Below are 13,708 nucleotides of genomic sequence, written 5' to 3' on the forward strand. Positions count from 1 at the left end.
CCATGACTACGTCCGATCTGCCGCCGACGCCCGATGCGGCCACGCGCACCAACGCCCTGCCCGTTTCGCGCGCCGCTGCGAATAACGAAGCCGTGAAGCGCCGTCGCTTGATATTGCCCGTTGCGCTCGCCGCAGTCGCCGCCGCATTGCTGGCACTCGGCATCGTGCCGCGTTTGCATGCAAGCACCGCGCTCACCGAGCAGGTCTACGCGCAGCGCGAAGTGCCCGTCGAAACAGTCGCGCCGACGCGCGCACCGGCATCGCAGGAACTGTTGTTGCCGGGTTCCGTGACGCCGTACGCCGACGCGTCGATCTATGCACGCACGAGCGGCTACGTCCAGCACTGGTACGCGGACATTGGCACGAAAGTCAAAGCCGGGCAGACGCTCGCAGACATCCAGACGCCGGAACTCGACGCGCAACTAAAACAGGCGCGCGCCGACGAAGCCACGGCAAAAGCAAATTACGCGTTCGCGAACAGCACCGCTCAGCGCTGGCAAACGATGCTGAAAACGCAGTCCGTTTCGCAGCAGGACACCGACGCGAAGACGAGCGACAGCGAAGCCAAACTCGCGGCGTTGCAATCCGCGCAGGCGAACGTCGCTCGGCTCACCGAACTGGTGTCGTATGAAAAAGTCACCGCGCCGTTCGACGGCGTGGTCACCGTACGCAACGTCGATGTGGGCGCATTGGTGACGTCGGGTGGATCGCCGGGGCTCGCGGGGATGCCTGGCGAACTCTTTCATATCGAACAGACCGACCGCTTGCGCATCTTCGTCAACGTGCCGCAGGACGACGCCAGCAGCATCTCAACGGGCACGCAGCTTTATCTGACGACGCAGCAATATCCCGGACGCCGCTTTGCAGCCACCGTCGCGCGCTCGGCCAATGCGATCGATCCCGTGAGCCGCACGCTGCGTGTCGAAATCGATGTCGACAATCACGACGGCGCGTTATTGCCGGGTGCGTACGCGCAGGTGCATCTCGCGTTGCAGACCGCGCACCCCGCGCTCGAACTTCCCGTCAGCGCATTGCTGTTCAGGCCCGACGGCGTGACCGTCGCGGTGATCGGCAAGAGCAATACGGTGCAGCTAAAGACGGTGACGATCGGCCGCGACTTCGGCACCTATGTGGAAATCGCTACGGGCGTCGAAGCAACGGATCGCGTGATCAACAATCCCGGCGACGCCATCAGCAACGGTGAAGCGGTACGCGTCGTGGCATCCGCTGCGCTCCACGGCTAAGCGAGGCGCATCATCATGCTGAACGTACCCGTCGCATCCATTCGCAGGAACCTTGCAATCGGCGTTGCGTGCGCGCTGACTGCGTGCTCGACGCTGCCTCGTTACACGAATCCCTCTGTCGATGTGCCCGATCACTATGCAGGCACGGCCGCGCCCGGCTGGGCTGTCGCGGCTCCGGCCGATGCACAGCCGCGCGGCCCCTGGTGGACGCTCTTCAACGACGACGAACTGAACCGTCTCGAAGCCCGCGTCGATGTGTCCAATCAGACCGTGGCCAAGGCAGTGGCGCAGTTGCAGGCAGCGCGCGCGATGGTCGACTATCAACGCGCAGGCTATGCGCCGACGATCACCGCCGGCGCCGCGCAATCGCGCGCGCGTTTGTCGCAGAACGTCCTCGGCCATTCGCTCGCGGGCAAGACGGTGCCCGATTATTCGGTCGGCGTGTCGGCGAGCTGGGAGCCGGACCTGTTCGGCCGCGTGAAGGATGCAACGGTCAACGCACGCGACAATGCGCAGGCAAGCGAGGCTGATCTGGAATCGGTGCGCCTCTCCATCGCAAGCGATCTCGCGCTCGACTACTTCGATCTGCGCTCGCTCGACCGGCAAAAGAAACTGCTGGACGATTCCGTCACCGCGTACACCGCTGCATTGAAGATCGTGCAGCAGCAGTTGAACGACGGAGCCATCGATGCCTCCGCCGTCGCGCAAGCTCAGACCCAACTCGAAAGCACGCGCACGATGGACAGCGATATCGACGTGCAACGCGCGCAGTTGCAACACGCGATTGCGACGCTGATCGGCGTGCCCGCTTCGTCGTTCGCGCTGCCGCAACAGGTGCGCGACATTGCGCTGCCGCAGATCCCCGCGGGACTGCCGTCGCAATTGCTCGAACGCAGACCCGACATCGCCGCCGCCGAGCGGCGCGTCGCCGCGGCCAATGCGCAGATCGGCGAGGCGCATGCGGCCTTCTATCCGGACCTGACGCTTTCGGCCACAGCGGGACTCGAAAGCACGTTCTTCGCGCCGTGGCTTACCGCGCCGAGCCTCTTCTGGTCGATCGGCTCGCAACTCGCCGGCACGCTATTCGACGGCGGCCGCCGCGATGCCGCGCTCAAAGGCGCGAACGCACAGTATGACGGCGCGGTCGCCGATTACCGTCAAACGGTGCTGGTTGCGTTTCAGCAAGTGGAGGACAACCTCTCGGCGCTGACCACGCTCGCCAGTGAAGCCGATAGCGAGCAGCGTGCGACATCAGCGGCGGAACTCGCGCTGAAGCTCACGACGAACCGCTATCAGGCCGGCGCCGTCAGCTATCTGGATGTCGTCACGGCGCAGACCATCGCGCTCACCAACGAGCGCACGGCCGAGCAGATCGACGCGCGCCGCATCGATGCGAGCGTGCAGTTGTTGAAGGCGCTAGGCGGCGGCTGGGATCGCGCGACGCTTACCGATGCGCAAAGGTCAGAATGAAGCGCGTGCTCTGTGCGTCGCTTTCGGCGTGCGCCGAACCGCCGTGCAACTCCATGATGGTGCGCACGATGGCGAGCCCGAGTCCCGTCGAACCCGTCGACTCGGGATCGCTCTTGCGCGAAGGATCGACGCGATAGAAACGGTCGAAGATGCGTTCGAGCAACGAAGGGTCGAGCGGCGCACCCTGATTCGCGACGGTCACGCGCAAGCCGTGCGGCGTATCCTGCGCGTCGAGTGTGATCGTGCCGTTACGCGGCGTATAGCGGATCGCGTTGGCGAGCAGATTGCTGACCGCGCGGCGGAACAACTCGGCGTCGGCATGGACGCGGCCGCCGCCCGTCACTTGCAGATGCACGCCGGCATCGTCGGCGACGCCTTCAAAGTACTCGGCGATGCGCGCGAGTTCCTTCGCGGCATCCAGTTCGCTCAACGTCGTAACGAACTGCGGATGCTCGGCGCGCGCGAGAAACAGCACGCTTTCGATCATGCGCGAGATCCGCTCGCATTCCTCGAGATTCGATGCGAGCAGCGACTGATACTCGTCGGCGGAGCGCGGACGCGCGAGCGCGACTTCGGTCGAGCCGCGCAGATTGCCGAGCGGCGTGCGCAGATCGTGAGCGAGATCGGCCGTGTATTGCGACATGCGTTGAAAGCCGCCATGCAGCCGGTCGAGCATCGCGTTCAGCGAGACGACCAGCGTGGCGAGTTCGCTCGGTACGTTATCGACTTTTATGCGCGTGTCGAGCTTGTCGACGGTGATCGTCGCGGCCTTGCCCGCCATCTCGCGCAAAGGCTTCAGCGACTCGCGCACCAGCATCCAGCTCATCAGGAATGCGAGCAGCATGCCGGCCAGGCCCGCGCCATAAAGACGCTCGCGATAGTAATCCAGCAGACGCCAGCGGTCCGTCATATTGCGCGCGATGACCAGCGTGACGGGCGTGCCGTCGCCCAGCACCGCATCCGCTGCGAGCCCGCGCACAGGCACGCCGCGCGCGTTGTGCCATTCCTCGATGCTGGTCTCAGCGATACGCTGCGACGCGCCAAGCGGATTCGCCAGGGTCGGCGACGGCACGGCCGGATCGGCGATGCCCGCCGTGTTGTGCTCGAACACGAGCTTGCGGTCGGGGCCGCGCACTTCCATCGACATCGCGAGATTGCCCAGCACCTGGCTCGTCAGCCGGTCTTCATGGGCGCGCAAATCGGCAAGCGTCGCGATTTCCTGCGCGAGACGCCGCGTATGGCGCGCGATCAGCACGATGTCGAGATCGTCCTGCTGCTTGACCTCGCGGTCGAGCGCGAAATACAACACGCTGCCGACCAGCGCAAACACCATCAACGTCGTTCCGGCGAAGGCAAGCGCAAGCGTGGTGGTCAGCGAGCGCGCCGCCATCAATCGGTCTCTTTCAATTCGATCACGTAGCCGACGCCGCGCACCGTTTGTATCAGCTTGACCGGGAAGTCGTCGTCGATCTTCGCGCGCAGCCGGCGAATCGCCACTTCGACCACGTTCGTGTCGCTGTCGAAGTTCATGTCCCACACATACGATGCGATCTGCGTGCGGCTCAGCACTTCGCCCTGACGGCGCGCGAGCAGTTGCAGCAGCGAGAATTCACGCGGCGTCAGATCGATGCGCGTGTTGCCGCGGCGCACCCGCCGACGGTTCACGTCGATTTCCAGATCGCCCACTTTCAGCAGTTCGCTTTCGCGCGGTGGGCCGCGTCGCGCCAGCGTCCGTACGCGTGCGAGCAGTTCGACGAACGCGAACGGCTTGACGAGATAGTCGTCGCCGCCGAGTTCGAGACCGCGCACGCGGTCGCTCACGTCGTCGCGCGCGGTGAGGAACAGCACGGGCGTGGTGCGCGTGGCGCGCAGGACTTTCAGCACGGCCCAGCCGTCCATGGTCGGCAGCATCACGTCGAGCACGATCACGTCGTAGTCCTGTTCCTGCGCGAGCAGCAGACCATCGGCGCCGTCATTCGCGACGTCGACGGAATAGCCCGATTCTTCAAGGCCCTTTTTCAGGTAGGCGCCCGTTTTCGGTTCGTCTTCGATAATCAGGATTCGCATGACAGGCTCCGGCGCTTGAACGCACTTGGACGCGCTTGGACGCGCTTTAACCGCGCTGAATGCGCGGTGGCGTAGTCGTGCCTTGTGGCGGTTTGACGCCGAGCGCTTCGGCCTTCAGCACGAAATCGGCCAGCGAGCGCGACTCCATCTTCTTCATCGCCTGACCGCGGTGAATCTTGACGGTGATCTCACTCAGGTTCATTTCGGCGGCAATCTGCTTGTTCATCAGGCCGCTCGCGACGAAGGCCATCACTTCGCGCTCGCGCGGCGTGAGCGATGCGTAGCGGCGGCGCAGGTCCGCGACCGAGCGGTCCGCTTCGCGCCGTTCCTCGTCCTTGCCGAGCGCACTCGCCACGGCGTCCAGCATGTCCTGATCGCGAAACGGCTTGGCGAGAAAGTCCATCGCGCCGGCCTTCATTGCCTTGACCGACATCGCGATATCGCCGTGCGCGGTCATGAAGATAATCGGCACGCGCAATTCGCCCGCGGCAATCTGTTCCTGCACGGCGAGGCCGCTTTGCCCTTTGAGCCGTACATCGAGAATCAGACAGCTCGGCACGTCCGGTCTCGGGAACGCGAGGAATTCCTGCGCGGACGCGAACAGTTCAACGCGCAAGCCGACGGAGCGCAGCAACATGCTGACGGCTTCGCGCATCGACGCGTCGTCGTCGACGACATAAACCATCGCGCTAGTCGCGTTGACCGGTTCAGTACTCATTGCGCTTTGCCTCATCGAGCGGCAGAACGAACTGCATCACGGCACCCTTTCCCTCTTGAGATTCCGCCCAGATCCGGCCGCCGTGCGCCTCGACAATCGAGCGGCAGATCGACAGTCCCATTCCCATGCCTTCCGCCTTCGTCGTGAAAAATGCGTTGAAAAGCCGCCCGGCGTTCTCTTCGCTGATGCCCGTGCCGGAGTCTTCCACGACCACCAATGCGTGCCGCGCGTCGAAAGAGCGCGTGCGAATCCGCAATTCCCGCGGCCGTGCCGTGATGCCCGACATCGCCTGCACGCCGTTCATCACGAGGTTGATCACGACCTGCTGCAACTGCACGCGGTCGGCGCACACCGACGGCGCGGGACTCGCGTAATCGGCATCCACTTCGACGCGGTGCGCATCCAGTTCACGCCGCACGAGTTCGATGGATTCTCTCACTATAGCGTTCAGATCGAGCACCGCGTGGCTCGGATCGCGCTTTTGCGCCATCGACCGTATCTGGCGGATCACATCGCTCGCGCGCCGCGCGTCGTGAATCATCTGGTTAATCGACTGACCGACTTCCTTCAGATCGGGCTGCGGACGGTTCAGCCAGCGCAGCGCGGCGTCGCCGCACGTGGCGATCGCCGCAAGCGGCTGCGTGACCTCGTGCGCGATCGACGCGGCCAGTTCACCGAGCATCGTCACACGCGTGACGTGCGCGAGTTCGGCCGTCGAGCGGTCGAGCGCTTCCTGCGCCGCCCGCCGTTCGGTCACGTCCATCAGCGCGCCGACGTATTCGGGATTCGCCGATTGCGGTGCGGCGAGACGCGCGACGTAGTGCACGTGCTTGACGCTTCCATCGGGCATCGCGAGGCGATGTTCGAGATCAATCAACGGCACGCCCGCGAGACTCTGCTGATAAGCCTGCCTCATCAGCGCGATGTCTTCCGGATGCGCGCGCGCGAGGATCAATTGGAAGCTGGGCGCGACGTCTTTCGAATAGTCGAAGATCCGATACGTTTCGTCGGACCACCACATCTCGCCGCCGGGCAGTTTCGTCGCGATGCTGCCGGTGCGGCTCAAACGCTGCGCGTCGGACAGAAACGCCTCGCTGCGCGCGAGCGCCTGCTCGGCCTGTTTGCGTTCTTCGATATCGGTGTTCACGCCATACCAGCGCAAGATTTTGCCGGCGCTATCGCGCAGCGGTTCGGCGCCGATATGCATCCACCGGTAGACGCCGTCGCTGTGCCGGATGCGCGACACGCTTTCGAACGGCGCACCCGTTGCAATGGCTTCGCGCCAGGCGCGCTGCATCGCGCCGTAGTCGTCGGGATGAACAATCGAGCGCCAGATGTCGCCGTCGTTCTCCACGCACGTCACGCCCAGTTCGTTCCAGCGACGGTTGATGAAGACGAGCCGCCCATCGCTCGACGAACTCCAGACCATGCCTGGAATCGCGTCGATGGTCGCGCGCAATTCGTCCTTCTGGCGCCGCAACTCGCCTTCCATCTGCTTGCGAACGGTAATGTCGTTGTTGGTGGCGAGCACGGCGCGCGGCTTGCCCTTCGCGTCGCGCCACAGCGCCCAGCGGCTCGAAATGACGACCGTTGTGCCGTCATTGCGCACATGCTGCAGTTCGCCTTGCCAGCGCCCGGAACGCAACAACTCGCGGCGAATTTCGTCGAGCGAGACCGACGAGCGCGTTTGCGTCAGCTCATGCACCGGTTGGCCGATCGCCTGTTGCGTGGTCCATCCGTAGAGTTGTTCCGCGCCCTGATTCCAGAACGTGATCAGATCGTTCATGTCGTAGACGACAATCGCGTCATGCGTCAGATCGAGTAACTGCAACTGCTCCTGCAGCGTCGCCGTGCTCTTCTGATTGCGCAGCGCGAGCACCGACGCCGTCGCGATCGCGAGCAGGCTCACAAGACAGCGCGCAACGGGGCCGCCCGAGTAGTGCTCGTCGTGGGACATTGCAAAGGCGATCACCGTGAGCGCCACGCAACCCCATGACGTGAGAATCGCAGCGGGCCGCGAACTCGTCGACGCGACGAGCAACACCACGACCACGTACAGCACGGCGATCGCAATATCGAGTGGCGTGAATGCGTCGATCAGGAATACGACCAACGCGACTGCCGCCGCGAGAACGGACAACACGCGTGGGTCATGCCGCATCGGTTCGTCGGCGCGTGAGCGAAATATCATGTCGGCGATTGAGCGCGCCGCGCGAGAAGGAGGGAGACGAAACGAGGCGATGCTGGCATAGGCATTCGAGGTAAACGTTCGTTGACGAGTACCGGGGACCCTGTCTCGCGCCGCCATAACGGCGCATCGAAGTCAGACACGCGGGACGCCGACCCATTTAATCCGGCAGTTATCTTATCTGAGTTTTTCGGTATCCAACCGTTAAGTCCCTTCCCGACGAAGCCTTAATCAAGGCTCCCCGCGTTCGGCCTGCAGCGTTTCGAGGCAACGCAATATCGCCGCGCCATCGACGGGTTTGCTCAGCACGCACAGCGCGCCATCGTCCAACGCCTGGCGGCGCACCGCGTCCGATGCGAAAGCGGAGATAAAGATGACCGGCAGCGTGATTCCGTCGTCGATCAGACGGCGTTGCAACTGAAGCCCGCTCATGCCCGGCATCTGGACGTCGGAGATGACGCACGCGACATCCGCGATCTGGCCGGAGGCGAGAAAATCTTCGGCCGACGCATAGAGCCGCACGTCCCAACCCAGCGAACGAACCAGACTCGATGTGGCGATACGGACGGATTCGTCGTCGTCGATAATCGAAGCTATCGGATGGGAATGCAAGCGACTGATCCTCTGCCATACATGCGGTTACGGCGGCACGCTGTTGCTTCGCCCGCCGTTCAGGTGTTCCCATCTTAGGGAGAAAAGCCTGCCGGGAAAATTATATGTGTGTATAGGGTGGGTGCGTGGAGTCGGCGTTGCTATCCGAAAAGCCGCGCCCACACCTGCCGCACACGACGCGCGCGGTCTTCGAAAAGATATGACGCAACCAGCGCCAGAAGACCTGAAATAGCCCCCGTCAGGATGTGCTCGACGTAGGGGATTGGGTAGTGACTCGCGTGCGAGTAGGCGTCGCCTATCGTTGTCAGCACGCCGACGACAAGCGCATTGCCGTAACGATGCCCGTAGAGTTTCGCTGCAGGTGTGAAAGTCAGAAGTATGGCCAGGAGCCCGGTGAGCAAACCGGTCCGGAATGCAATCGTCCAGTGGACAAGGCTCATGATGTTGCCCCAGCTACCCGGCATGCACGTCATGCATGCGCTTGTGGGCTGCCAGAAACGCTGGATAAACAGCCTGATGCGGCGCTTCCACTCGCTTGACATGATCGATGCCCTTGTCACGGCCGACGCCAATATACGGTGGAATACTACACTCGCAACGGCAGCTTCACTTCCCCTTGACGTTACGTTCCTGTCCCGGCGTAACGTCAAAGACCTTCCGATAACACCGCCCCAGATGCGAAGCGCTGGCAAACCCGCACTGCATCGCAATGTCGAAGATCGAAGCGGTCGATTCATGCAGGAGCTTTTGCGCCGCCTTCAGGCGCACGCCCAGATAGAACTGCGACGGTCCCATGTCGAAATGCTTGAGCCACATGCGCTCGAACTGGCGAGGCGAGATACCGACCAGCGAGGCGAGCGTCTGCACAGGAACGGGGCGCTCTATGTTCTGCTCCATCAGCGTGATCGCATTGACGATGCGCCGGTCCTCGATACCGTAGCGCCACTGGATCGCCATTTTCTGGCTTTCCTGCGACGCGCGAATCCGCGTATGCAGAAACTGATCGGCGACATCGGCGGCGAGCCGGTGGTTATGCGCGCGCGCGATCACGTCCAGCATCAGATCGATCGCCGCGGTGCCGCCGCCGCATGTCAGCCGGTCGCCGTCGATGCAATAGAGGTCGCGCGTGACCGCGAGCGAAGGGAACTCGTCGGCGAGCGCTTTCAACGCTTCCCAATGAATCGTGCAACGCCGCTTGTCGAGCAGCCCGGCGCGCGCGAGGATCATCGTGCCGAGGCTCACGCCGCCGAGCGGTTTGCCTGTCGCGGCATAGCGGCGCAAAAAGTCGAACACCCGCTCGTTGCGGTAGTTCTCCACACCGATGCTCGCCACCACGAACAACTGGTCCACGGCAATCGACGAGGTCATTGCGGATTCAGGCTGCAGCGAAAATCCGGAACTCGACGACACGGGCTCGCCGTCGGCGCTGATGAGATGCCAGCTATACAGCGGCTTGCCGCTCACCCGGTTAGCCGCGCGCAGCGGCTCGCTCGCGGAGCTGAGCGCCATCATCGAGAAGTTGGGTACGAGGAAAAAGCCGATGCGTTCCGTGTCGGGCCGTCGCTCCCGGCTCGAATCCGCCGTGCCTTCCGTGGGCGCGGCGGCGAGTGCGGCGGCCAGTGCGCCCTCTCCCGCCACCGGCCACTTTTGACTGCGGGCGGAAGCCGGTTGCGGACCCTCATCGTTCATTTTCCTGCGCATGTCCATGCTGGATTGGCCAAGGTGAGGAAACTGTCGCATATCGGGCCGCGCCGGTCCATCGCCGCATGAGTGCGCAAGCGCTATCGGGCCCGCCTCAATCGCCGGTGTAGTTCGGCGGACGCTTTTCGAAAGTCGCGGCGAGCGCCTCGCGATGATCCTCGGTGCGATGCGCGATGCCCTGAAAAGCCGCCGAGAGTTCCAGCAGGCTCGGCAGGTCCATCCGCTGTCCTTCGCGGATCAGGCGCTTGCTCATGCGCAGCACGTTGGGCGGATTGACGGCGATTCGCGCCGCCAGTTCCTTCGCCGCGGCCAGCAGTTCCGCGTCCGGCACCACCCGCGAGACGAGCCCCCACGCGAGCGCGCATTGGGCATCGATAGGCGTGCCCGTGAAAATCATTTCCGCGGCGCGCGAAAGACCGATTGCACGCGGCAGCAGCCACGCGCCGCCGTCGCCAGGAATGATGCCGACCTTGGCGAAGCTCTCCGCGAACAGCGCGCTTTCTGCGGCGATACGGATATCGCACATCAGCGCGAGATCGCAGCCCGCGCCATGCGCCGGTCCGTTCACCGCGGCGATGCAAGGCACGTCCAGTTCATGAAACGCGCGCGGAATGCGTTGAATGCCGCGCCGGTAGTTCTCGCGTATTCGTGCCGCGTTGCCGGCGAACGTGCCGAGCTCGTCGCGCATGTGTTTGATGTTGCCGCCTGAGGAGAATGCCGGGCCCGCGCCCGTCAGCACGATCGCGCGGACGCTCAGATCGGCTTGCGCGCGCGCGAGGCTCGCTACCAGCGCGTCGACCACTTCCATTTCGGTGAGTGCATTGCGCGTTGCAGGACGGTTCAGCGTGATCGTAGCGACGCCACCGTCCAGTTCGTAAAGTACCGGTTCGTTCATGTTCAGGTTCCCGTGCGCAGAAGTTCTTCGGCGACCGATGCAGCCAGTTCGCGGCGCAGCACCTTGCCGCTCGGGTTCAGCGGCAAGCGGTCCACGAACAGTATTTTCTTTGGCCGCTTGTATGGCGCGAGGTCGTCGCTCGCCTTGCAAAACGCGATGACGGCGTCTTCCGTCAACTGTGCGTCGCTGCGCACGACAAACGCCGTGACCGCCTGGCCCCACTTCGGATCGGGCACGCCGATCACCGCGGCCTCCTGCACGCCGGGGCAGTGATACAGCACCTCTTCGACTTCCCGCGGATAGATGTTTTCGCCGCCCGAGACAATCATGTCGTCGGCGCGGCCGTGAAAGTGGAAATAGCCGCCCGCGTCGACGCTGAAGAGATCGCCCGTGTAGAGCCAGCCGTCGCGAAACTTCTTTGCCGTTTCGACGGGATTGTTCCAGTACGCGCGCGCCAGTTGCGGGCCGCGTACGATCAGTTGACCGACTTCGCCAGGCGCCACGCTTTCCGTGGATGGCACGACGCGCTCCGTATCGTTCGTCACGACGCGGCAGGTGCTGATCAGCGTCGGCTTGCCGCACGACCCGAGGCGCGACAGTGCATCGCGTGGATGCAGCAGCAGCGTCAGGCTCGCTTCGGTCATGCCGTAGCCGTTGTAGACATTCGGACAGAACTCGTCGATGACGCGTTGCATCGCTGCAGCGGGAATGGCCGCGCCGCCCGTGGTAATCATCCGCAGGCTGCTGTGATCGGTCCGCGCGAACGATGGATGGAACAGCATGTCCTGGATCTGCGTCGGCACGGCAAAGAGCGTCGTAATGCGATGTTCGCCGATCGCGGCGAGCGTGCGCTCGGGATCGTAGCGCGGCAGAACGATGTTGGCCGCACCGACCATCAGGTGCGGCATGAAATACGCCTGCATGCCGCCGACGTGGTACAGCGGCGCGATATGAAGCGCCGAATCGGTGCTCGTCAGGCTGTATTCCATCACGCAGTTCGTGGCGATCGCGACGTCGTTGCCATGCGTGTGGATCGCGCCTTTCGGACGCCCCGTCGTGCCGGACGTGTACACCAGCGCCGAGATGTCCTCGGGCGTGACGGGAGGCAGCGGCGCATCGCGATGACGCGTGCCGTCTATCAGCGAATCGAAGTCGTGATGATGCGATGGCGCATCGCCGTCGCCGGGAAGTTCATCGCCGTGGCCGCCGTGTCCTGTCACACGCACATAGATGCGCAGATCGGGCAAGCCCTGTTCGACCTTCGCTACGACGGCCTGCATCGAATCGTCGTAAATCAGTGCCCGCGCGCCGGCATCGCGAATAATGAACGCCGCGTCGTTCGCGGACATCCGGTAGTTCATCGGGACTGCAATCGCGCCGAGCAACTGACAGGCGAGATACGCGGTGGCCGTGGCGTCGGATGTCTTCTGGAAGATGGCCACGCGATCCGTTTGCCGCACGCCCAGATCGAACAGCGCCTGCGCGAGTCCGCGTACGCGCACGTCCCATTGCGCGTAGGTCAAGCGCGCGTCGGCGCAGACCAGCGCGAGACGGTCGGGGTACTTCGCGACCGTGTTTTCGAACAGCGAGGTAATGGTCAGCATGATGGAAATGGAGTGCGCTCAGAGGTTGATCTTCAGATCGGGGAGATCGCGCGAGGCGATCAGGTATTTCGCCATTTCCGATGTTCCGCCGACAATCGTCAGCGCGCGCGCGTCGCGATAGAGCTGTTCGGCGCGGCCGTATTCCTTGGTCAAACCGTCGCCGCCCAATATCTGCACGGTTTCGTTGACACAGAAATTCGCCGTCTCTGTCGCGACGAGCTTGGCCATGGCCGCTTCCTTCATCAGCGCCTTGCCGTCGGCGCCCGCGTCGTACATCTTCGTGGCGCGATACGTGAGGAGTTCGGCGGCGTCGATCCGCCAGCTCATCTGCGCGATCTTGTCCCAGATCAGTTGCTTGCAGCCGAGGAGCTGCCCGAACGTCCTGCGGCTTTGCGCATGCGCACGGGCGATGTCGAACGCACTGCGCGCGACGCCGAGGCCCGAGCCGCCCAGAATCGCGCGCTCGAAATTGAACATGCCGCGCATGATTGCGAAGCCCTCGCCGGCCACGCCCAACAGGTGATCCGCGCCGACCCGGCAATCGTCGAACTTCACTTCGCCGACGATGCAGCCGTGCCTGCCCATGAACGTATAGTTGCGCGGAAAGCTGATGCCGCGCGCGTCTTTGGGCACGGCCACAGCGGTGATGCCCGGCCGTTCCAGGCCATCGCGCGGCGTGATGCCGTAGGCGATATAGACGTCCGCAACCGACGCGTTCGAGATATAGCGCTTGAAGCCGTTGATGACCCATTCGTCGGTGCGGGCGTCGTATTCGACGCGCGTTTGCATGTCGGCGGAATCGCTGCCCGTGCCGGGCTCGGTCACGCAGATCGCGCCGATCGCGCGGCCATCCAGAATCGGTTCGAGATACGCATCGCGCACTTCCCTGCTGGCATGACGATGCAGCGGATAGGCGCAGCTCAGCGCGGTGGCGATGGTGGTCTCAAACGCATAGTTGATAGCGGACGCTTCCTCGGAGAGGATCGTCGCGTGCGTGAGACCGGGCTTTGTCAGCGAGCCGCGATACAAGTCGGCGAACATCAGCCGCAAATAGCCGGCTTCACCGAGCGCGCGCACCACGCGTTTGACGGCGTCCCAGTCGCGGCGCTCTTCTATGTCCGCGGCGCGCGGCGCGAGTTCGCGTTGCAGGAACGCGCGCGCTTCGGCGCGAAACGCGCGGTCTTCGTCGGTAAGGAGAAAATCTTGCAT

General features: G+C 63.7%; 12 protein-coding genes. 2 read left to right on the forward strand and 10 right to left on the reverse strand.

What is annotated here, in order from left to right:
* Positions 1-2: 2 nt before the first annotated feature.
* Entirely contained in the window at positions 3-1,244 is a 1,242-nt protein-coding gene (locus tag BGRAMDRAFT_RS08450) for an efflux RND transporter periplasmic adaptor subunit (protein WP_006048289.1), read from the forward strand.
* A gap of 15 nt (positions 1,245-1,259) precedes the next feature.
* The gene (locus tag BGRAMDRAFT_RS08455; RefSeq protein WP_006048290.1) at positions 1,260-2,714 is read left to right on the forward strand and encodes an efflux transporter outer membrane subunit; all 1,455 of its coding nucleotides are present in this window, start codon (positions 1,260-1,262) and stop codon (positions 2,712-2,714) included.
* Here BGRAMDRAFT_RS08455 and BGRAMDRAFT_RS08460 read toward each other — a convergent pair.
* From BGRAMDRAFT_RS08460 to BGRAMDRAFT_RS08505, 10 genes are all read right to left on the reverse strand, one after another.
* Positions 2,689-4,104: a heavy metal sensor histidine kinase gene (locus BGRAMDRAFT_RS08460; protein ID WP_006048291.1), complete on the reverse strand. Its 1,416-nt coding sequence runs from the start codon at positions 4,102-4,104 to the stop codon at positions 2,689-2,691. The two genes, BGRAMDRAFT_RS08455 and BGRAMDRAFT_RS08460, sit on opposite strands and share 26 nt — an antisense overlap.
* Entirely contained in the window at positions 4,104-4,781 is a 678-nt protein-coding gene (locus tag BGRAMDRAFT_RS08465; protein ID WP_006048292.1) for a heavy metal response regulator transcription factor, read from the reverse strand. The genes BGRAMDRAFT_RS08460 and BGRAMDRAFT_RS08465 overlap by 1 nt, the downstream gene beginning before the upstream one ends.
* A 46-nt stretch (positions 4,782-4,827) precedes the next feature.
* Positions 4,828-5,499, reverse strand: a complete 672-nt coding sequence (locus tag BGRAMDRAFT_RS08470; protein ID WP_006048293.1) for a response regulator transcription factor — start codon at positions 5,497-5,499, stop codon at positions 4,828-4,830.
* The gene (locus BGRAMDRAFT_RS08475) at positions 5,489-7,690 is read right to left on the reverse strand and encodes a sensor histidine kinase (protein WP_052303190.1); all 2,202 of its coding nucleotides are present in this window, start codon (positions 7,688-7,690) and stop codon (positions 5,489-5,491) included. The genes BGRAMDRAFT_RS08470 and BGRAMDRAFT_RS08475 overlap by 11 nt, the downstream gene beginning before the upstream one ends.
* A 228-nt stretch (positions 7,691-7,918) precedes the next feature.
* Complete coding sequence (locus BGRAMDRAFT_RS08480; RefSeq protein WP_006048295.1) at positions 7,919-8,299, reverse strand: response regulator transcription factor; 381 nt, start codon at positions 8,297-8,299, stop codon at positions 7,919-7,921.
* 140 nt (positions 8,300-8,439) lie between these two features.
* Positions 8,440-8,841: a hypothetical protein gene (locus tag BGRAMDRAFT_RS08485; protein ID WP_006048296.1), complete on the reverse strand. Its 402-nt coding sequence runs from the start codon at positions 8,839-8,841 to the stop codon at positions 8,440-8,442.
* Positions 8,842-8,905: 64 nt separating this feature from the next.
* The gene (locus BGRAMDRAFT_RS08490) at positions 8,906-9,988 is read right to left on the reverse strand and encodes a GlxA family transcriptional regulator (RefSeq protein ID WP_232292237.1); all 1,083 of its coding nucleotides are present in this window, start codon (positions 9,986-9,988) and stop codon (positions 8,906-8,908) included.
* Between the two features lie 106 nt (positions 9,989-10,094).
* Positions 10,095-10,895: a crotonase/enoyl-CoA hydratase family protein gene (locus BGRAMDRAFT_RS08495; protein ID WP_006048298.1), complete on the reverse strand. Its 801-nt coding sequence runs from the start codon at positions 10,893-10,895 to the stop codon at positions 10,095-10,097.
* A 2-nt stretch (positions 10,896-10,897) separates the two neighbouring features.
* Positions 10,898-12,499, reverse strand: coding sequence for a class I adenylate-forming enzyme family protein (locus BGRAMDRAFT_RS08500; RefSeq protein ID WP_006048299.1), 1,602 nt, complete (start codon positions 12,497-12,499; stop codon positions 10,898-10,900).
* A gap of 18 nt (positions 12,500-12,517) precedes the next feature.
* Positions 12,518-13,708 (reverse strand): acyl-CoA dehydrogenase family protein, encoded by a 1,191-nt coding sequence (locus BGRAMDRAFT_RS08505; RefSeq protein ID WP_006048300.1) that lies wholly within the window; start codon positions 13,706-13,708, stop codon positions 12,518-12,520.

This window comes from Paraburkholderia graminis C4D1M (assembly GCF_000172415.1).
Classification (GTDB): Bacteria; Pseudomonadota; Gammaproteobacteria; order Burkholderiales; family Burkholderiaceae; genus Paraburkholderia; species Paraburkholderia graminis.